Source organism: Bacteroides uniformis, from assembly GCF_025147485.1.
GTDB classification, from domain to species: Bacteria; Bacteroidota; Bacteroidia; order Bacteroidales; family Bacteroidaceae; genus Bacteroides; species Bacteroides uniformis.
This window is the reverse complement of record NZ_CP102263.1, coordinates 3,621,240-3,641,022: the sequence shown is the minus strand read 5'-3', so window position 1 is coordinate 3,641,022 and position 19,783 is coordinate 3,621,240. Positions and strand designations below refer to the sequence as shown.

The 19,783-nt window shown below is 44.3% G+C and carries 18 protein-coding genes; 9 read left to right on the top strand and 9 right to left on the bottom strand.

The window, feature by feature from the left end:
• The first annotated feature begins 184 nt into the window (after positions 1-184).
• The 3 genes from NQ510_RS14720 (at position 185) to NQ510_RS14710 (ending at position 2,658) form a co-directional block, all read left to right on the top strand.
• Positions 185-1,471, top strand: coding sequence for an NAD(P)/FAD-dependent oxidoreductase (locus tag NQ510_RS14720; RefSeq protein WP_005825516.1), 1,287 nt, complete (start codon positions 185-187; stop codon positions 1,469-1,471).
• Between the two features lie 56 nt (positions 1,472-1,527).
• A complete protein-coding gene (locus NQ510_RS14715; RefSeq protein WP_009038432.1) occupies positions 1,528-1,965 on the top strand; it encodes a DoxX family protein in 438 nt (145 codons plus the stop codon).
• A gap of 138 nt (positions 1,966-2,103) precedes the next feature.
• On the top strand, positions 2,104-2,658 hold the full coding sequence (locus NQ510_RS14710; RefSeq protein WP_005825518.1) for a DUF3332 domain-containing protein: 555 nt from the start codon (positions 2,104-2,106) through the stop codon (positions 2,656-2,658).
• Positions 2,659-2,739: 81 nt separating this feature from the next.
• On the opposite strand, the gene tamL is transcribed toward NQ510_RS14710, so the two are convergent.
• Positions 2,740-5,049, bottom strand: a complete 2,310-nt coding sequence (gene tamL, locus NQ510_RS14705; RefSeq protein ID WP_005825520.1) for a translocation and assembly module lipoprotein TamL — start codon at positions 5,047-5,049, stop codon at positions 2,740-2,742.
• Positions 5,050-5,192: 143 nt separating this feature from the next.
• On the opposite strand from tamL, the gene NQ510_RS14700 reads away from it, so the two are divergent.
• Positions 5,193-5,954: a TrmH family RNA methyltransferase gene (locus NQ510_RS14700; protein WP_005825522.1), complete on the top strand. Its 762-nt coding sequence runs from the start codon at positions 5,193-5,195 to the stop codon at positions 5,952-5,954.
• Here the strand turns inward: NQ510_RS14700 and NQ510_RS14695 are convergent.
• Genes NQ510_RS14695 through ileS form a run of 5 tightly spaced genes read right to left on the bottom strand, consistent with a single transcriptional unit; the run spans position 5,902 to position 11,694 of the window.
• The gene (locus NQ510_RS14695; RefSeq protein ID WP_005837115.1) at positions 5,902-6,237 is read right to left on the bottom strand and encodes a hypothetical protein; all 336 of its coding nucleotides are present in this window, start codon (positions 6,235-6,237) and stop codon (positions 5,902-5,904) included. The genes NQ510_RS14700 and NQ510_RS14695 overlap by 53 nt on opposite strands.
• The gene (locus NQ510_RS14690; RefSeq protein WP_005825524.1) at positions 6,234-7,160 is read right to left on the bottom strand and encodes a DUF4296 domain-containing protein; all 927 of its coding nucleotides are present in this window, start codon (positions 7,158-7,160) and stop codon (positions 6,234-6,236) included. Before NQ510_RS14690 ends, NQ510_RS14695 begins: the two co-directional genes overlap by 4 nt.
• Positions 7,157-7,789 carry a lipoprotein signal peptidase gene (locus NQ510_RS14685; RefSeq protein WP_005825525.1) on the bottom strand — a complete coding sequence of 211 codons (633 nt, stop codon included), beginning with the start codon at positions 7,787-7,789 and terminating at the stop codon, positions 7,157-7,159. The genes NQ510_RS14690 and NQ510_RS14685 overlap by 4 nt, the downstream gene beginning before the upstream one ends.
• Positions 7,790-7,791: 2 nt before the next feature.
• Positions 7,792-8,172: a TraR/DksA family transcriptional regulator gene (locus tag NQ510_RS14680; RefSeq protein ID WP_004290962.1), complete on the bottom strand. Its 381-nt coding sequence runs from the start codon at positions 8,170-8,172 to the stop codon at positions 7,792-7,794.
• Between the two features lie 33 nt (positions 8,173-8,205).
• Positions 8,206-11,694 carry an isoleucine--tRNA ligase gene (gene ileS / locus NQ510_RS14675; protein ID WP_005825526.1) on the bottom strand — a complete coding sequence of 1,163 codons (3,489 nt, stop codon included), beginning with the start codon at positions 11,692-11,694 and terminating at the stop codon, positions 8,206-8,208.
• Positions 11,695-12,013: 319 nt separating this feature from the next.
• Here ileS and NQ510_RS14670 point away from each other — a divergent pair, with 319 nt between their 5' ends.
• From NQ510_RS14670 to NQ510_RS14655, 4 genes are read left to right on the top strand one after another with little or no spacing between them, the layout of a single operon-like run.
• Positions 12,014-12,928, top strand: a complete 915-nt coding sequence (locus NQ510_RS14670; protein ID WP_008664601.1) for a DNA adenine methylase — start codon at positions 12,014-12,016, stop codon at positions 12,926-12,928.
• Positions 12,929-12,934: 6 nt separating this feature from the next.
• Complete coding sequence (locus NQ510_RS14665; protein WP_005825528.1) at positions 12,935-13,795, top strand: type II restriction endonuclease; 861 nt, start codon at positions 12,935-12,937, stop codon at positions 13,793-13,795.
• An 8-nt stretch (positions 13,796-13,803) separates the two neighbouring features.
• Positions 13,804-14,325 (top strand): hypothetical protein, encoded by a 522-nt coding sequence (locus tag NQ510_RS14660; RefSeq protein WP_005825529.1) that lies wholly within the window; start codon positions 13,804-13,806, stop codon positions 14,323-14,325.
• A complete protein-coding gene (locus tag NQ510_RS14655) occupies positions 14,322-15,194 on the top strand; it encodes a DNA-methyltransferase (RefSeq protein ID WP_005825531.1) in 873 nt (290 codons plus the stop codon). The genes NQ510_RS14660 and NQ510_RS14655 overlap by 4 nt, the downstream gene beginning before the upstream one ends.
• 274 nt (positions 15,195-15,468) lie before the next feature.
• On the opposite strand, the gene NQ510_RS14650 is transcribed toward NQ510_RS14655, so the two are convergent.
• A complete protein-coding gene (locus NQ510_RS14650) occupies positions 15,469-16,275 on the bottom strand; it encodes a hypothetical protein (RefSeq protein ID WP_005825533.1) in 807 nt (268 codons plus the stop codon).
• Between the two features lie 47 nt (positions 16,276-16,322).
• On the opposite strand from NQ510_RS14650, the gene NQ510_RS14645 reads away from it, so the two are divergent.
• On the top strand, positions 16,323-16,451 hold the full coding sequence (locus NQ510_RS14645; protein ID WP_005837113.1) for a hypothetical protein: 129 nt from the start codon (positions 16,323-16,325) through the stop codon (positions 16,449-16,451).
• Positions 16,452-16,492: 41 nt separating this feature from the next.
• Here NQ510_RS14645 and NQ510_RS14640 read toward each other — a convergent pair whose 3' ends face one another.
• Positions 16,493-18,025, bottom strand: coding sequence for a carbon-nitrogen hydrolase family protein (locus tag NQ510_RS14640; RefSeq protein WP_005825535.1), 1,533 nt, complete (start codon positions 18,023-18,025; stop codon positions 16,493-16,495).
• A 192-nt stretch (positions 18,026-18,217) separates the two neighbouring features.
• Positions 18,218-19,705 (bottom strand): D-xylose transporter XylE, encoded by a 1,488-nt coding sequence (xylE, locus tag NQ510_RS14635; RefSeq protein WP_005825537.1) that lies wholly within the window; start codon positions 19,703-19,705, stop codon positions 18,218-18,220.
• Positions 19,706-19,783: the final 78 nt, after the last annotated feature.

Sequence of the window (19,783 nt, the reverse complement as noted above, 5' to 3'; positions counted from 1 at the left end):
AAAGTTAGTTTTTATGTTCTTCATTACAACAATGTTACTGTTCTTTTTGTTTCCAATTTTTCTCTTTTAATGTTCATTTCTACATTGCATGTGGGGTTTACTCTTTTTAACTACATCATTTATAGAACTTTCCTCGATTTATACTGTTATTTTAATATTACAAAGAACAACATGATATTGAATTATGAAAACAGCAATGGACATTCCCGATAAAGAGGGACAGAAACGACTGGTAATCGTAGGCGGCGGCTTTGGCGGATTAAAGCTGGCACGAAAATTGAAAAGCAACAAGTTTCAGATAGTTTTACTGGATAAGAATAACCATCACATCTTCCAACCGTTACTCTATCAAGTGGCCACAGCAGGTATTGAACCGAGTGCCATATCATTCCCATACCGAAAAATCTTCAAAAAAAGAGAGCATTTCCATATACGTATTTGTGAAGCACAGCAAGTCTTCCCGGAACACAATCTGCTGGAGACTTCCATCGGCACGCTGGCATACGACTATTTGGTCATTGCCACCGGCTGCAACACAAATTATTTTGGAAACGACGGGCTGGAGAAACAGACCATGGCACTAAAGAATACTTCGGAAGCCTTGTTCAACCGAAACCAGATATTGGATAGTTTTGAACAAGCCCAGAACACCGGTAATAAAGAAGATCGCAGGCGTCTGATGACCTTTGCCATTGTAGGCGGTGGAGCTACGGGAATAGAGTTGGCTGGTGCTTTGGCCGAGATGAGGAAGTTTGTCCTTCCTCAAGACTATCCGGACTTGAATATCAATGAGATGCGTATCATCTTGTTGGATGGCTCTTCCCGGCTCTTGTCTGCTTTTTCAGAAGAGTCTTCCAAAGAAGTGGCCGATTATCTGAAGAAGCGTGATGTGGAAATCAAATTGAACCAACGGGTGATGGGATACGAGAATTATCAATTGGCATTGAATGACGGGACTGCCATCGATACCAAAAATGTATTCTGGGTGGCCGGTGTCAAGGCAAACAGCCTTCAAGGATTGCCTGCCGATGCCTATGGACCGGGAAACCGCTTGAAGGTGGACACTTATAACCGTCTTTCTCAATATCCCAATATTTTCGCTATCGGGGATACGGCCCTTATGATTTCTGAGGAGTATCCCAAAGGACACCCGCAAGTGGTGCAACCAGCCATCCAGCAGGCCCGCAACTTGATAAGGAACTTGCAGCGTGCAGAAACAGGCCTGCCGTTACAGCCGTTTATATATCAAAACAAAGGCTCCATGGCGACCATTGGCCGCAATCATGCCGTAGTCGAGCTTAAGAAACTGCGTTTTGGCGGTTTTCCGGCATGGGCTGTGTGGCTATTCATCCATTTGATGAGTATTGTGGGTGTAAAGAACCGTCTTTTCATCTTCGTAGACTGGATGTGGAGTTACTTTACCTATGACCCGTCTTTACGGATTATCATCAAACCCTTGAAGCGGGAGTAAACTTTTATTGAGTAATATTTGTTATAGTTCATATACGAACTTAAAAACGAATGAATATGTTAAAACAACTTTTATTTCCCGCCAAACCGGACGGAACGGCAACATCTGCTATGCTATTGATTGCAAGAATTGTATTCGGTATATTATTAATGAACCACGGTATCCAGAAGTGGACTAACTTTCAAGAGCTGTCGGCCGTTTTCCCTGACCCGCTGGGTGTAGGCAGTCCGCTGTCTTTAGGACTGGCTATCTTTGGTGAATTGGCATGTTCCATGGCATTCATTATAGGTTTTCTCTATCGTTTGGCTATGATACCAATGGTGTTTACAATGGCTGTTGCCTTTTTTGTAATTCATGGCAATGACCCGTTTGCCACGAAAGAGTTGGCTTTTGTATATCTGGTAGTGTTCATATTGATGTATATCATAGGTCCGGGCAAGTTTGCCGTTGACCGCTGGATAAGAAAAGCTCTTTTCCAAAAGGCTCGTAAATAGACACTTCCGTTTTACTGAAAACAGATTTTAAGCTCAAATAGGATGTATTTTCGTAAAAAATCCTATATTTGCGGATGCTTAAAATAACTCGATGAGCTATAAAGCTAATTAAACACAGTAAAATAAAAAAGAGTGATTATGAAAAAGTTCAATTTGAAGATGGCTGCGACCGTAATGATTTGCGGCTCGTTTCTTTTCAGTTCTTGTATCGGTTCTTTTGGACTGCATAGTAAACTGGTCAGCTGGAATCAAGGTATTGGTACCAAGTTTGTAAACGAACTGGTTTATCTGGCATTCAATATTATCCCGGTATATGGCGTTTGCTATCTGGCCGATGCATTGGTCATCAACTCCATCGAATTCTGGAGTGGTTCAAACCCTATGGCCAGCATTGGTGATGTAAAGAAAGTGAAAGGCGAAAACGGTGACTACCTGGTAGAGACACTTGAAAACGGCTATTCTATCACCAAAGAAGGTGAGACTGCTTCTATGGAACTCATTTACAACAAAGAGTTGAATACTTGGAATGTTGTTGCCGATGGTGTCAGCACAGAATTGCTGCAAATGAACAATGACGGCACTGCACAAATGACCCTTCCGAACGGTGAGGAAATGACAGTGACGCTGGATGCCCAAGGTGTGGCAGCAGCACGTCAAGCGACGATGATTGACAGCTATTACGCTTTTAATTAAAAGTTGAAAATGGAAAGGTGAAAGTTGAAAATGGCTGGGTGCATAGATGCCCAATAACCATTTTCACCTTTCCACTTCCCATTAGAACGGATATCCCACAGCAAAGTGGAAGGCAAAATCGCGGCTGAATTTAGGATGGATAATGGGATAACGGTCTTTTTTCTTCTCATACGCCGGATTGACGGCCTTCATACCCCCGTCGAAACGCAATACAAAGAAATCCAAGTCAAGACGCAATCCTAAACCATATGCCACGGCAATCTGTTTATAGAACTTGTCAAATTCAAACTGACCTCCCGGCTGGTCTTTATAATTCCGTATTGTCCAGATATTCCCGGCATCTACAAAGAGGGCTCCTCTGAATTTCCAGAACAACCGTGTGCGGTATTCAATGCTGGCATCCAGCTTGATGTCTCCCGACTGGTTCATGAAGTTATTATCGCCGGGGAAAGAACCGGGCCCCAAATCACGTACAGACCATCCGCGCACACTGTTGGCGCCGCCGGAGAAGTAGCGCTTCTCAAATGGAAGCATTGTTGCATTGCCGTATGGAATGGCAATACCGGCACCAAAATGAAATGCCAATGAATTGCGGTTGTCAATGACCAGATTCTTGGCAAAGTCAAAATCGCCTTTCAGGTATTGGGCAAAAGGAATGTTCAACAAAGTGTATTCCCCCGATGCATTCTTCTTCATTCCTCCGAGCTTTGCCACAGCATACAACAAGTTACCCGCCGATTCAAAATTGAGGCGGATGGTATAGGAATTTCCGATACCGGAGTTATTCATCAATGCTCTTCCGGCACTGTTGTAGATATAGCTATAGCCGGTGCGGACAATAAAGCGGTCTTCATAATTGTATTTGAGGATGTAGTTCTCGTCTTTCTCCAGATAATCCTCTTTGAATGTCTGGTCTATGCTGGGCATATACAGATAGTTGATGTCCAGCAAATCAATGCGATGCTGCGAACGCTGTTGTTGTACCCCCCATTTGTAGCTCCATCCGGCAGATGCTACAATGCGCGTGAATTCGGGTCTCATCTGGTAGTTATATTGCAATCCGAATTCTGTAGTAGCCCTTATCCTCCGCTTGAAATCGCTGGATACAAAGGGAAACATAAACCGTGGGAAGTTGATGGTTGCTTCCGCACCTAATTCTATGTAGTCTTGATTCAAGGAGCTCTGCAAACCGGACACAGCCTCGTATGCCCCACGTAGCTTGAACATGAATGTTTCGGAACCTTTGAACATGTTGCGGTGCTGAAAAGCCACCGAAGCGGCAGCTCCCAAATCGCCGGCAGAGTTTGTGCCTTCCACCTCAAAAGATACGGACTGATGCTTGCCTCTGGTCAGCATCACATAGGCGTTGAGCTTTGCACTGTCACTCTGTTGCACTTCAAAAAAACGGATATTGGTATATTTCAGGGCTTGCAGGCGTCCGTAGTTGGAGTAGGTACGCTGCACGTTCTGCTCGTTATAGAGAGTTCCCGGAGTGATGCGCAGATTGTTGGTCAGCACTTTGGGGCGCAGATAAAGCTTGTCTTTGTAGTAGATGGGAAAGCCTTTGTAATGCAATGAATCATTCACCTCGATGCTGTTCTGGGTGGATGCCTGCAACACATTATAATCGGTAATGAAACTCACTTTATTGATAGTGTATTGCCGGTGATTTTGCGGCGTATCCTCGTTATGCTGTCTGTATGGAGCCAAATGCAGTGTCAAATCTACCAGATAAGAATTACGGACAGTATCCGCAGTATAGGATATGTACTCTTTATTGAACTTGTAATATCCATTCTGAAGCAGTTTGTTTGTGATGCGCTGGCGTTCTGCATCCAGTACATTGACATCAAAATACATGCCTTCGGATAATAAGGTTACTGCGGAATCCTGCCGCATGTATTCCTTTATTTTACTGTCCTGGATATCATATTTCAAGGTACGAACTTTATAGGGCTTGCCGGTTGTCACTTTATAGACCAACTTCATCTTTTTCTTCTTGACTTGGCGTACCGGTTCCACCAGGGCGCCCATATAGCCCATATTCTGCACAGCCTTAGTGATTTCTTCCCTGGTCCGGTTGGTTTCCTCCTCACTGTATATGACCGGGGCATCACCTAATTTCCTCAATGTACGGTTTATCCAGCGTGTAGAGTCCCGTCCGGACCAGTTGTAGACATACAACTGGGTCTTTATCAGGCTGAACCACTTCGCATTGGGATTCTGGCGGATGTACATGGAGAGATTGGATGGTTTTACTTCCTTATTATCAGTATGTATGCGCACTTCATCCAGCAAATACGAGCCGTCCGGCACATATTTGGTAGAAGAACAGGAAGCCAACAAAAGTACGATAGTAGTAAGTATCGCGTAGCGGAAACCTTTATTCATACCGAGTCATTAATTGCGCATAAACAGCTACAAATATACTTGTATTTTTTTGTTCCCGAAATAAAAAACGCCGGAAGAGTGCAGAGTTTTTGATTATATTGAAATAATCACGTATTTTTGTCAAATGATAACATGTGTGTCCTATGGCATTAAGTAAAAATCGCATTAAATATATCCACTCGTTGGAGCAGAAAAAGAACCGGAAGGCCGACAAGGTATTTCTGGCAGAAGGACCTAAACTCGTAGGGGATTTGTTGGGACATTTTCCTTGTCAGTTCTTGCTGGCAACTTCAGAATGGCTTTCCCGGAACCGCCCTCTCTCCACCGTAGCGGATGCCACGGAAGTATCGGAGGAGGAACTTTCGCGTGCCAGCCTGCTGAAAACTCCCCAACAAGTGCTGGCTGTGTTCCGGCAGCCGGATGAGGAGACGGATATTTCCGTCATCAGTCACTCCCTCTGTCTGGCTTTGGATGATGTGCAAGACCCCGGTAACCTGGGAACGATTGTCCGCCTTGCTGATTGGTTTGGGATAGAGCATATTTTCTGTTCGCCCAACACGGTGGATATCTATAATCCCAAAACTGTGCAGGCCACGATGGGAGGTATCGCACGCGTCAGACTGCATTATACTCCCCTACCCGAGTTCATCCGCTCACTGAAGGATATTCCCGTTTACGGCACTTTCCTGGACGGAGAGAATATGTACGGACAACCGCTTTCGAAAAATGGGCTGATTGTGATGGGTAATGAAGGAAATGGCATCGGAAAAGAAGTGGAGGCACTCATCAACCGCAAACTATACATACCGAATTATCCCGCCAGCCGTGAGACCTCGGAGTCATTGAACGTGGCTATTGCCACAGCAGTAGTTTGCGCTGAGTTCCGGCGCCAGGCTGCATTGTAGTAAAATCAAAAGGAAAAAACAACCAGGGAATCAAATAAGGCAATTCTTCCTCGATAACCGGAGGGATTGCCGTCAGTATATTGCAGCACGTATCAAAATGAGGATAGTCTGTTTCCACCTCCGTAAGCAAAGCTATGACTCCCGGTAGCCATTCCGTATTCTCCACCTCTTCTGTCAATGGGAAGATACGTGATACACATTGTCCTTCACCTATCTCCACCACATATTGTTTCAGATAGCCATGCCCGGGAAGAAACAGAAAATGGGAAGCGTAGCGTTTCATGCTTTCGGACGGGGACGTATGGTTCTGGGAGTCGTGGTATTTTCCTGCTCCTGAATTTCCAGAGGTTTCAATTTCTCAGGTTTTCCGATACTGTCTTTGCGAAGGGAGTCTGTCGCCTGCTGAAGGCTGTCCTTTGGGGCAATGACCAAGCTGTCCGTGGCGTGATAGCGCATCAGTGAGATACGGTCTGCCAGCAAAGGCTGTGGAGTCTCCTGCTGCGGATAATAGATGAACCCGCGTATTTCCTTGATTTCTCCTAAAGTATCGGCAAACAAGGTGAGCGTTTCCACACCTGTGTCTTGTACTTTCCGAATGGCACTGATGACACTGTCATTCTTTTCGTAAAGAATCTGCATCGCCATCAACGGAGCATGTATGCTGTCCGGTGCACCGTTGTGGAAACGGAAGCGCACGCTCCAGCGCAGCGTGTCACGGTCGTGGAAATTGGTGTCTGATGGCAACGTAAACGTTATCTTGTTGTCCAGGGGCATACCCGTCAACTGATAGATATGCTGCCATATCCACACGTCGATACTGTCTCCGGGAAGTGATTCTTTCGGCTTGTTGTCACGCAGGGCAATCAAGTGGTTGATACCGTCTCTCTCGGCTTTCAACCGTACATTCACTTTCTCGTAGATTTTGGTAAGTACTTCCGGGTTACGGGCAAACCAGACCATAGAAGAGTCAAAATCGGCCTGAGTAATGCCATATTTCTTGAAAACCGATTCAATGTATAGCACCCGCTTATAACTTTCGTTATACGGCACTTCTTCACCCATAGCTTTGGCTATGTGATAATCATAAAGCACGTTTTCCATCTTGGCATCCGGAAGGACGGTTTCAGGTCTTTTCACCTTACAAGCCGTCAGACTGAACACCAGAAGGACTACGCTACACCATTGAATTCGATTTATTCCTTTCATGATTTCTTTATGGCAGCATGATAGGCATCATTGAAGTCCTTGCCGTAGAACAACAGCAAAGCAATGATACCGCAACTGATTGCTGCATCCGCAAAATTGAATATCGGGCTGAAGAAAATGAAATGTTCTCCACCGACAAACGGCATCCATGCGGGCCAGTTTGTATCAATGATGGGGAAATAGAACATATCCACCACCTTGCCATGGAACCACGGGGCATATCCCCCTCCTTCAGGCATGAAGGAGGCTATCTGCGAATGGGTGCTTTCGTTGAACAGCACGCCATAGAACACACTGTCGACAATGTTTCCCAAGGCTCCCGTCAAGACCAAAGACACACAGATGATAAATCCGGTCTTCATGCCTTGCTTCACGAACTTGTACAGAAACCAGCCAATGACCGTGACTGCAGCAATGCGGAACAAGGTCAGGAACAGTTTGGCGAATATTTCCATACCGAAAGCCATACCACTATTCTCGGTAAAGTATATATAGAACCAATCCGTAATCCGGATACTCTCATGCCAGTACATGTGGGTCTTTATCCAAATCTTGATAATTTGGTCTATAACCAATACCGAAAATATGATAAGGCAGGCTATCCGGCCCTTCGTAAAGAATTTACCCATTTTTATTTCTTGCCGTTGTTTTTAGCTTCGATGCTCAAAGTGGCATGGGGCACTGCACGAAGGCGCTCTGCCGGTATCAGTTTGCCGGTTTCGCGGCAAATGCCATATGTTTTGTTCTCAATGCGCACCAAAGCAGCCTGCAATCCTTGGATGAACTTCAACTGGCGTTGGGCCAGACGTGTGGTTTCTTCCTTGGATAAGGTGTTGGCACCTTCTTCCAGTACTTTGTACGTAGGAGATGTATCGTCGGTGTCATTACCGTCTGCACCCGTCAGGCTGGCCTTTAACAGTTCATAGTCACGTTGTGCCAACTCTAACTTCTCCATAATGATAGCGCGGAATTCTTCCAATTCAGCATCTGAGTATCTTGTCTTTTCTGCCATAACTTTTACGTGTTAATCAGGGTTAGTATTTAATTATTCTTTCACTACGCTCACGTACAGCGAGAAATCGTCGAAGTTCAGTTCTGTACCATTTTCTACGTTGTCTGCCAGCGTCAGTGAAGTTCCTAAAACTTGGTTGCGAATATAGTCATTATATTCATTTACCGCATCATCTGTTTGAGGATTTTTTGATAATGTAATCTTTATTTTATCTGTTATCTCAAAACCGCTCGACTTGCGGATATTCTGAATGCGGTTTACCAGCTCGCGTGCAATACCCTCACGGCGCAACTCTTCGGTAACGGTAACTTCCAGAGCCACGGTCAGTTTGCCCTCGTTGGCAACCAGCCATCCCGGAATATCCTCACTGAAGATTTCCACATCTGCCGTTTCAATCACGGCTTCTGCACCGTCCAGATTGAACGTATAAGAGCCTTTCTTCTCCAGCTCGGCAATGGCTTCCTGGGACATTTCCGCCACAGCAGCAGCCACGGCTTTCATCTGCTTACCGAATTTCGGTCCCAGCTTCTTGAAGTCGCATTTCACTTTCTTTACCAGTACACCGGCAGCACCGTCCACAAACTGGATTTCTTTTACATTCACCTCGTTCATGATAAGTGCTTTCACAGCCTCGATGTGTGCACGCTGTTCTTCATCCACTACCGGTATCATGATGCACTGAAGCGGTTGGCGGACTTTGATGTTCACCTTGCGGCGCAATGCCAATACCATGGAAGTGACGTCTTGTGCCATCTGCATGCGGACTTCCAATTCCTTGTCTATCATTTCCTCCTTATATTCGGGGAACTTGGCAAGGTGTACGGAAACCACATTGTCGCGTCCCGTAGCTGCAATCAGGTCGGAATAGAGCATATCAGCATAGAACGGAGCGATGGGTGCCATCAGCTTAGCCACGGTTTCGAGGCATGTATAGAGTGTCTGGAATGCAGAGAGCTTGTCCTGCGTCATACCACCGCCCCAGAAACGTTTGCGGTTCAGGCGGACATACCAGTTGGAGAGGTTGTCGTTCACGAATTCGGAAATGAGACGTCCTGCTTTCGTGGGCTCGTATTCATTGTAGCAGGTATCCACGTTCTTCACCAACGTATTCAGTACAGAGAGAATCCAACGGTCTATCTCAGGGCGTTCTGCCATGGGCACATCGGCTTCTTTGTAGTCAAATTCGTCTACATTGGCATAGAGGGCGAAGAATGAATAGGTGTTATAGAGTGTTCCGAAGAACTTGCGGCGCACCTCTTCCACTCCATCCACGTCGAACTTAAGATTGTCCCACGGAGAAGAGTTGGTGATCATGTACCAGCGCAACGGGTCGGACCCGTATTTCTCGATGGTCGAGAAGGGGTCTACGGCATTGCCCAGACGCTTGGACATCTTGTTACCATTTTTGTCGAGCACCAAGCCGTTGGAAATGACAGCCTTATAAGAAATACTGTCGAACACCATTGTAGCGATGGCGTGCAACGTGAAGAACCAACCGCGTGTCTGGTCCACCCCTTCGGCGATGAAATCGGCAGGATATACCTGGTGGCTATCCAGCAGTTCCTTATTCTCGAACGGATAGTGTATCTGTGCATAAGGCATGGCACCGGAATCGAACCAAACGTCAATCAAGTCCGTTTCGCGTTTCATCGGCTTGCCGTCTTTAGAAACAAGGATGACATCGTCCACGTAAGGACGGTGCAAGTCTATCTTGTCGTAATTCTCTTTGGTATATACACCCGGCTGGAAGCCCTTCTCCTTGTAAGGGTTGGACTGCATCAGGCCGGCAGCCACGGATTTCTCTATTTCGTTGTAGAGCTCTTCTACAGACTCGATACATTTTTCCTCGCTATTGTCCTCCGTGCGCCAGATGGGCAGCGGAGTACCCCAATAGCGCGAACGGCTGAGGTTCCAGTCATTCAGGTTTTCCAGCCACTTGCCAAAACGTCCCGTACCGGTGCTTTCCGGCTTCCAGTTGATGGTCTTGTTCAACTCTATCATACGTTCCTTGCAAGCGGTGCTGCGGATGAACCAGCTATCCAGCGGATAGTACAATACGGGTTTGTCCGTACGCCAGCAGTGCGGATAGTTGTGTACATGCTTTTCTATCTTGAATGCCTGGCGGGCGGCTTTCATCATCATGCAGATTTCAATATCCAGCGATTCGGCAGCTTGTGCGACTTGTTCGTCGTACTTGCCGTCTACAGTGAATTGGGGGTCGTAGGCATTCTTCACCCACTTGCCCTGATAGTCCTTATAGAGGTCTACGTTGACACATGCCTTTACGAAATCCTCGTCCAGTTCGTCAATCAAGAAGAACTTACCGGTGAGGTCTACCATCGGGCGGGTCTCACCCTTCTTGTTTATCATGAACAAGGACGGTATACCTGCAGCGCGTGCCACAAAAGCATCGTCCGCACCAAAGGTCGGGGCAATGTGTACGATACCCGTACCGTCTTCAGTCGTCACATAGTCACCAGAAATTACACGGAAACCTTTGTCGCTGGGAGTCCAGCTACCGTCTTCGGCAACGTCTATCGGTTTCACCCAAGGGATGAGCTGTTCGTACTCCATACCTACCAAATCGGGGCCTTTGTACTCACCTACTATCTTGAAAGGTATCAGCTTATCACCCGGCTTATAATCCTCTAATGCAATGCCTTCCGCTTTTTTGTTGAAGTGAGTGTAGAGCAGTGCTTTTGCCAAGACAACAGTCATCTTCTCACCGCTATATCCGTTGTAAGTCTGTACGGCCACGTAGTCTATCTTGGGACCGACGCAGAGCGCAGTGTTGCTGGGCAACGTCCACGGAGTAGTGGTCCATGCCAGGAAGTAAGGAGTTCCCCACTCTGCCATTTCCGGTTTCGGATGCTTCATCTTGAACTGTGCCACCATGGTCGTGTCTTTTACGTCACGGTAACATCCGGGCTGGTTCAACTCGTGCGAGCTGAGTCCGGTTCCGGCAGCAGGAGAATAAGGTTGTATGGTATACCCTTTATAAAGGAGTCCTTTCTTATAGAGCTGTTTCAGCAGCCACCACAAGGTTTCGATGTAGCGGTTGTCGTAGGTGATATACGGGTCCGTCATGTCCACCCAGTAGCCCATCTTGTGCGTCAGGTCTTCCCATTCCTTGGTGAACTTCATGACGTCCTTGCGGCAGGCAGCATTGTATTCTGCTACGGAAATAGTCTTGCCAATATCCTCTTTCGTAATGCCGAGTGCTTTTTCCACACCCAGTTCCACGGGCAGTCCATGAGTATCCCATCCGGCCTTACGCTTTACTTGGAACCCCTTCATCGTTTTGTAACGGCAGAAAATGTCCTTAATGGAGCGAGCCATTACGTGGTGAATGCCCGGCATACCATTGGCCGAGGGAGGTCCTTCGAAAAATACGAAAGAAGGACAACCTTCACGTTCTGTCATACTCTTGGCGAAAACCTGGTTTTCGTCCCATTTCTTCAACACTTTTCCGTTCACTTCGGAAAGGTCGAGCTTCGAATATTCGGCAAACTTCTTACCCATCTTGATATTTACTATTTGACAATTTACAATTTACGATTGAAGATACTCTTGATAGGCATTTGGTACGTCAAAAGCTACCTTCTCCATTTTAAGGGTGCAAATTTACAAAAAACTTAAATACAAGAGACTTTTTAGGTAGAAAAAGCTGGATAAGTGCAGTAAAATGTTTTATTTAAGGATGAAAAGAGGGATAATAAGAGTGATTAATATCCTTTTAGACATAGAATTCAAAAAATAAAAAGAAAGACTCCTAATATATTCGCACAACTTGAAGAGATTCACTATCTTTGCCATTAGAAGAATGATATTTAGACCAAATATGCAACATAGAATATATAGAACTGCAAAACCTTTTGTAAAATGGGTAGGTGGAAAGACGCAGCTTTTAGGAGATATAGAGCGTACCTTACCATCTGACTTCTCACAGAAAAAAAACGTTATTTATGTAGAACCTTTCGTTGGAGGTGGGGCTGTTTTATTTTGGATATTACAGCAATTTCCCAATATTCAAAAAGCTGTGATTAATGATATAAATCCCCATTTGATAACTACATATAAAGTTATTAAGGAACAACCATATAAATTGATTGAACAATTAAAAGAACTTCAAGAAAAGTATATCCCCTTGGGAGAAGAAGACAGAAAAGAGTATTATTTAAATAAGCGCGACATATATAACGCTTCATCCTTGTCTGAAATAGAGACCGCCGCTTTATTCATTTTTTTAAATAGGACATGCTTCAATGGGTTGTATAGAGTAAATTCTAAAGGAAAATTCAATGTTCCCCATGGAAAATATGCCAATCCTAGAATTTGTGATGAAGATACAATTCTTGCAGATTCTAAGATTTTGCAAAAGGTAGATATTTTGTGTGGGGATTTCGAGAAAACAATAGCTTACGCTTCTCCTGATGCTTTATTCTACTTTGATCCTCCATATAAACCTTTAAGCAAAACTTCTTCTTTCAACTCGTATGCCAAAGATGAGTTTGACGATAATGAACAAATACGGCTACGCGATTTTTGTCACAAGATAGTTCAATATAAAACTAATTTCATCTTAAGTAATTCGGATGTGAAAGGCAAAGACGAAAATGATAATTTCTTTGATGAGATTTATAACGAATACCATATTCAGCGAGTAATGGCTACGCGAATGGTTAATGCCAATCCTGAAAAAAGAGGGAAACTGTCCGAACTTATGATTTCTAATATTAGCATGAATTATAGATAAATTTGTATGGAAAGAGATTTTAAACAATGGCTTGCACTGTTTCGTACAAGTATTGCGAACTACCAATATTATACATACTTTGACAAAGTTTTCTCTAATGTTGATGCTATTAAAGTGGAATTGAATATTATGAATTCTCTTATTGGCAGCAAAAATATAGAAAACGATTTTGATAATTTATTATGTAAATACCCTAGTATTCTAAAGTGTATTCCTATTCTGATAGCAAAGCGTGAAATGGATATAGAAGCTATAGATGAAGAAGGCAGCTTCTGTTATAATTTCAAAAAAATGAACTATAGTGTAGAGCAATATAAAATATTTATGCGCAAAACTGGTATTTTCAACTTGATTGAGAATCGCATTATCGGAAGTCTTGTAGATTATGTTACAGGAATAGAAACTGGGCTTGATTCTAATGGAAGAAAAAATAGAGGTGGACACCTGATGGAGAACCTCGTCGAATCATATATACAGAAGGCTGGGTTTGTAAAAGGTATCACCTACTTCAAAGAAATGTATATTCATGCTATCGAAAAGAAATGGGGTATTGATTTATCTTCAATATCTAACCAAGGTAAGGCAGAGAAACGATTTGATTTTGTCGTAAAAACACCTACCATGGTATATGGTATAGAAACCAATTTTTATGGAAGTAGTGGCTCTAAGCTTAACGAAACAGCAAGAAGTTACAAAACGATAACCTTGGAAACCAAAGACCTAACAGATTTTACATTTGTCTGGTTTACGGATGGAAAAGGATGGAATAGTGCGCGTCGAAATTTGGAAGAAACTTTTGATGTACTTGAACATATATACAATATTAATGATATGGAGAACGGCATTATAAGTAAAATCATGAAATAAATAGAACGATGAAAAACATCTATCAACATAATATAGAACTAGAGCCTATTCGTATAAACAATGCGGATAAAGCTACTTTCTCACAAAAACTTATAGATTTACCATATCGAGGTTATGAAGTCGAAGAACTCTCTGATGGTAGGAAAATCGTTATCACGAAGCCTGGTGGTAAATCTGTATATGGAAGACCTAAAAAAGAAGATTTTTTAGTATTCATCTATAATCCCAATGATAATACACTATGGCAAATATCTCACAAACAAATCTTAGAAGATGTAATAAATAAAGTTCAGGAAAACAAAGATAAAGCAAAAGTATTTCTGACTTTAATGGAAAAAACATATAATGGAGAAGAACCTTCCGATTTTATAAATGAAATAAGAGCTTTAAATTTCGCTTCCGGTGAAACTCCTGAGGCTTTAATAAAAGTATATAAATGGATATGGGGGCAGGAAGATGTCAATTATCCCACTGGAGAAGGTCGGTTAATGTCCTGGAAGGAATATCAAGAGATTATTGCTAAATTATGATTCCTTATTTCAAATCCTCCGACCGTGCCTTTACCCTCCTGCATGGTGACTGCATCGAATTATTAAAGCAATTCAGTTTCAAGTTCGATATGATATTTGCCGATCCTCCTTACTTTCTCAGTAATGGAGGGATAAGTGTGCAAAGTGGGAAGATGGTATGCGTGGATAAAGGGGAATGGGATAAAGGAGGTACTCCTGAATACATAGATTCGTTCAATCGAGCATGGATAAGCGAATGCCAAAATAAACTGAAGGAAAATGGAACAATATGGATTAGCGGTACATATCATAATATTTTTTCAATAGCCAATATCCTGACTGAATTAGGATTTAAGATTTTGAATGTAGTGACATGGGCAAAGACCAATCCGCCACCTAATATTTCATGTCGTTATTTTACACACTCAACAGAGTTCATTATTTGGGCACGCAAGTCTGCTAAAATAACACACTACTATAATTATAGTATCATGAAGCAAATCAACAGCAACAAGCAGATGACGGACGTATGGCAATTACCGGCCATAGCTCGTTGGGAAAAATCATGTGGCAAACATCCTACTCAGAAACCCTTATCTGTATTGTCGCGTATTATTTTGGCATCAACTCGTGGTGGTGCGTGGATTCTCGACCCATTTACAGGCAGCAGCACTACAGGAATTGCAGCCAATCTTTTGGGACGCCGTTTTTTAGGAATTGATAGAGAAGAAGAATATCTAATCCTTAGTAAAAACCGTAAAAAAGAAATAGAACAAATTGCAAAATTTTCTCTATATCATAAAAAGATTAAAGATATTTCTCTTTTGAATAATGCAGAGAGAATGTCAGTACACGAAAAAGAAGTCTCCATTTATGATTTGCCGTTTTAGTTTGAGCGAATCACGTTTCTCAAAATAAGCCAAAATCCACGGGTTCCCTAAGCAAAAACGGCAAAAAACGTAAATTTAGCTCAAACAAGCGACCTGAAAACTACGTTGAAAACAACAAATGAGAGGGCTATTTTGCTGAGTTCAACAAATGGTATGTAGAATTCTGCGAATGCTATTGCCGCAATCAGCAATAAGCGTGCAGAGAACAGCATGGGAAAGAATAATAAAGTATTATATTAAAAGAATTAATAACAGCATCATCAGCGGATAGACTTCAACTGTTGCTGCTGTAACTATAATGCAAGGTGAAATAATTAAGGTAATGATTCACCACTCCGAAACAATCCGATGTCTCATCGAAAGAGAGAAAGTAATACATCAGGTTTTCGGGTTCTTTCTTTTGGGTCAGGATTTCGTCCACATAGGCAAGAAAGGCGTTTTTGATGCTGTTATCGTTGTAGTAGTCTGCCAACTTTGCCAGTTTACGTTCTATGGGTTTGTTATGCTGCAATTGCATGGCAGATTTCGAGCGTTCAGGCTTCACATCTCCGGTCAGTCCCCCATCATTATAGTATTGGCGGCGCTCGTCATAGACTTGGCTCAACAGTTGATAGATTCGGGCGGCAGCCTCGTGATTTATGGCGGAGGCAGGCTTCAGTTGTTCTTCCTTGCTCTTCTTCTGCATAGTGGCGTGGTAGGCAAAGTAGAGGATGAAGTCACGGAAGAGCGTGGTTTGGGGCATGATGATTTCTACCAGGACATCCACGTCGGCAAGTACACTGAAGTCCACGGAGTAATAGCGGACACGTCCACGGGTGACGGAATTGACCTTTATGTCGGTTTTCAGGAAGCCCAAGGCCGAGAATTGCTTAATGATGACTTCCTGCCGGGTACGGCGGATACGGGTTTCTTCCTCTACACGCGCCTGGGAGTAATGGAAAGGCTTGTATTTAAAAGAAATCTGTTTTACTGTAAGCCAGTCGAACAGAATCAGCTCGTCGGGAGCCAGACGGTAGTTAAGTAATCGCAACACATTGATGCAGAGAGGTATTTCGGGAGCAGAGAGAGCTTTCTTGGCCATTGTTTCTGTTTTTTAGAATAAAAGTTTTGTAAAGATACGGATAAACTATGGAATTACCATCCGAAATGCCATACTTCATCGTCCCGGATGCCACACTTCAGCAGCTGAAATGCCACACTCCGTTGTCCGAAACCTATGGCATTCCGGACGATGAAGTGTGGCATTTCGGAGAATAAGGTGTGGTATTGGAGGCAACCGAGTGTGGCATTCGGGAAAGTCATCTTTTCATCTTCACCTCGTACAAATCGCCTCTCCGGTCTTTCAGGTTGCGTACACTGCCGTAGGTATGCAGTTCATTCAGCAAGTCCAGATCCACATCCGACACAAGAATCATTTCGGTATTCGGAGTGGCTTCCGCACGCTTGCCGTCTGTGGGGAAAGCGAAGTCGCAGGGAGTGAACACACCGGACTGGGCATACTGGATGTCCATGTTGTGCACGCGGGGAAGATTGCCTACACTGCCGGCTATCACTACAAAGCACTCGTTTTCGATGGCACGAGCATGGGCGCACACCTTTACGCGGCTGTAAGCATTCTGCGTATCGGTAAGGAAAGGAACAAAGAGTATCTGCATGCCTTGGTCCGCCATGATGCGGCTCAGTTCGGGGAACTCTACATCGTAGCATATCAGCACGCCTATCTTAGCACAGTCCGTATCGAAAGTTTGGATGGACTTGCCTCCGCTCAGTCCCCAGGACTTTATCTCGTCGGGAGTGACATGTATCTTTTCGTACATTTCATAACTTCCGTCACGTCGGCAGAGGAATCCTACGTTGTATAGCAGCCCGTCTTCCTTGATAAGCGGCATACTGCCCGTAATAATGTTGATGTTATAGCTGATGGCGAGCTTGACGAAACGCTCCTTGATTTCCTCGGTATAGGCCGCCAGCCCGCGGATAGCCTGCGACTCGCCCTCGTTGTTGAATTTTGCCATCAACGGTGCGTTGAAGTATTCGGGAAAAAGGACAAAGTCACTCTTGTAGTCGCTCACGGCATCCACAAAAAATTCCACTTGCTCAAAAAGGTCATCCAGTGTCTTGTAGGTACGCATCTGCCATTGTACCAAGCCTACGCGGACAGTGGTTTTGGGGTTTACATAGTCTTGTGTGGGAGCCTGATAGTAGATATTGTCCCATTGCAGCAGGCAGGCGTAGTGCTTGGACTCCTCATCATTGGGAAGGTAGTTGCGCATCACCTTGCGCACGTGGAAGTCGTTAGAGAGCTGAAAGGTCAGCACCGGGTCGAAGATTTCCTTTTGCTTCACCTTATCTATGTACTCCTTGGGGCGGATTTGATCGGCATATTTGTAGTAGTTGGGGATACGTCCGCCAAACATGATTGCCTTCAGGTTCAATGTCTCGCAAAGTTCCTTGCGGTATTCATACATACGGCGTGCCAGACGCAGGCCACGGTATTGGGGATGGATAAAGACTTCGATGCCATAAAGTATGTTGCCTTTCGGATTGTGGGTGTTGAAAGTCTCCTTGCCCGTAACCTGGGCGTAAGTGTGGTCGTTCTTCACATCATCGTAGTTCACTATGATGGAAAGCGCACAGCCCACGATTTTCTCGTCAACCACCGTCACAATCTGCCCCTCGGGGAAGATGCGTATCAGTTTTTCTATTTGTTTGTGCGTCCAGAACACATCGCTTCCGTCTGAATAAACGCGCGTAAACGATTGTGCCAACTGGTCATAATCTTCAATCTGCAGATTGCGTATCTGCACCTTATTGATTTTCATTGAATCCATAACTTTCTTGCTATTCCTGATTAAAAACAGTGCAAAGGTACGGTTTATCCTTACATGTTATCTTCCCCTCCGAAGATTTTTCTTTCCCATCTTGAACGGATAAGGGAAAAGATACGGAATTGATAACAAAAAGAGGAGGCATTCATCAGGCCTCCTCTTTCCCGTTTTATATGGACAGTTTCAATGACGGTCTTATCTATTGTTTCTTCTATTCTTCCACAGCTTGGTCATGTCTTCCAGTGTCTTGCCTTTCGTTTCGGGAACAAGCTTCCAGACAAACAGAGCAGCCACCACACAGATGATTCCGTATAAGCCATAAGCAAACATGTGCCCGAACTTGTCTCCCATATCTCCCAAACTCATATTGTACATAGGTACGAAGGTGGAAGATACAATGAAATTGAATATCCATTGGAAGGCTACGGCAATGGCTACTGCAGCGCCACGGATGGTATTCGGGAAGATTTCAGCAATCAGTACCCAGCAGATGGGGCCCCAGCTGAACATGAACGAAGCACTGTAGACCATGATGCTGACAACAGCCAACATGGGAGGAAGCCCTGCCACAACGTTGCAAAGAGCTACTCCGAAAGCACCTATCGCCATGCCGATAGACCCCGAGATGAGCAGCGGTTTACGTCCCCATTTCTCGACTGTAAAGACAGCCAGCAACGTGAACAGAATATTGATGATACCCATGATGACGGTTTGAACCATCGGGTTGCCCATTCCCATCGTTTCGAAGATACGCGGTGCGAAATAGAGTACGGCGTTGATACCTACCGCTTGCTGGAATACACTCAGCATGATACCGATAAAGATAACCATCCAGCCATAAGTGAAAAGCTTTTCCGTCTTTTCCTCTGCCGTGGCTTTGATTTGAGACAGAATAACCTTTGCCTGAGCCAAGCCGTTGATACGGCTTAACACCTGGAGTGCCTTATCATCCTTGCCACTCATGGCAAGATAGCGTGGCGTTTCGGGAACAAACAGTACGAGCAACGCAAAGACTCCTGCAGGAACAGCCTCACTGACAAACATCAGACGCCATCCTATCTCTGTGGTCCATGCTGCCGCTTCGGGATTCAGAATCTGGTTGACTCCTTCAATGGCCTTTATCACCGGATTTGAATTCTCGCCCAGAATAAGGAAATTCACGAAGTAAACCACCAACTGGCCGAAGATAATGGCAAACTGATTCCATGATACCAGAGTCCCGCGAATGTTGCTCGGCGCAATTTCCGCAATATACATCGGGCAGATGGCCGATGCCAAACCTACGCCGATTCCTCCCAATACACGGTAGAAATTGAATGCCACGAGCAAGGAATAGGAAGGAACACCATAGTCGAAGAAAAGGAATTCCGGGTAGTAGGAGCCCAATGCCGACAGAAAGAACAAGACGCCGGCTATGAAAAGAGAATTCTTACGTCCCAGATTGGATGCGAAGAATCCCGAAAGAGCACTACCGATGATACATCCGATAAGTGCACTGGAAGAGGTAATGCCGTGAATCGTATCTGTGTAGACAAAATCGGAGGCACCCATAAAAAATGCCTGAAGCCCTTTATCGGCACCGGATATGACTGCTGTATCGTAGCCGAAAAGCAAGCCCCCGATGACGGCTACCAGCACAATAGAGAAGAGGTAGAGTTTACTGCCTTTTTCTGTATAATTCATGATATTAATGATTAATGGTTAATGATTAGCGATTAATGATTAGCGATTAATGATTAATATTGAAACACCTCATGCGCA

Coding starts and splice junctions, on each gene's coding strand:
- NQ510_RS14720 (WP_005825516.1), top strand. CDS start 185: ATGAAAACAGCAATGGACATTCCCGATAAAGAGGGACAGAAACGACTG.
- NQ510_RS14715 (WP_009038432.1), top strand. CDS start 1,528: ATGTTAAAACAACTTTTATTTCCCGCCAAACCGGACGGAACGGCAACA.
- NQ510_RS14710 (WP_005825518.1), top strand. CDS start 2,104: ATGAAAAAGTTCAATTTGAAGATGGCTGCGACCGTAATGATTTGCGGC.
- tamL (WP_005825520.1), bottom strand. CDS start 5,049: ATGAATAAAGGTTTCCGCTACGCGATACTTACTACTATCGTACTTTTG.
- NQ510_RS14700 (WP_005825522.1), top strand. CDS start 5,193: ATGGCATTAAGTAAAAATCGCATTAAATATATCCACTCGTTGGAGCAG.
- NQ510_RS14695 (WP_005837115.1), bottom strand. CDS start 6,237: ATGAAACGCTACGCTTCCCATTTTCTGTTTCTTCCCGGGCATGGCTAT.
- NQ510_RS14690 (WP_005825524.1), bottom strand. CDS start 7,160: ATGAAAGGAATAAATCGAATTCAATGGTGTAGCGTAGTCCTTCTGGTG.
- NQ510_RS14685 (WP_005825525.1), bottom strand. CDS start 7,789: ATGGGTAAATTCTTTACGAAGGGCCGGATAGCCTGCCTTATCATATTT.
- NQ510_RS14680 (WP_004290962.1), bottom strand. CDS start 8,172: ATGGCAGAAAAGACAAGATACTCAGATGCTGAATTGGAAGAATTCCGC.
- ileS (WP_005825526.1), bottom strand. CDS start 11,694: ATGGGTAAGAAGTTTGCCGAATATTCGAAGCTCGACCTTTCCGAAGTG.
- NQ510_RS14670 (WP_008664601.1), top strand. CDS start 12,014: ATGCAACATAGAATATATAGAACTGCAAAACCTTTTGTAAAATGGGTA.
- NQ510_RS14665 (WP_005825528.1), top strand. CDS start 12,935: ATGGAAAGAGATTTTAAACAATGGCTTGCACTGTTTCGTACAAGTATT.
- NQ510_RS14660 (WP_005825529.1), top strand. CDS start 13,804: ATGAAAAACATCTATCAACATAATATAGAACTAGAGCCTATTCGTATA.
- NQ510_RS14655 (WP_005825531.1), top strand. CDS start 14,322: ATGATTCCTTATTTCAAATCCTCCGACCGTGCCTTTACCCTCCTGCAT.
- NQ510_RS14650 (WP_005825533.1), bottom strand. CDS start 16,275: ATGGCCAAGAAAGCTCTCTCTGCTCCCGAAATACCTCTCTGCATCAAT.
- NQ510_RS14645 (WP_005837113.1), top strand. CDS start 16,323: ATGGAATTACCATCCGAAATGCCATACTTCATCGTCCCGGATGCCACA.
- NQ510_RS14640 (WP_005825535.1), bottom strand. CDS start 18,025: ATGGATTCAATGAAAATCAATAAGGTGCAGATACGCAATCTGCAGATT.
- xylE (WP_005825537.1), bottom strand. CDS start 19,705: ATGAATTATACAGAAAAAGGCAGTAAACTCTACCTCTTCTCTATTGTG.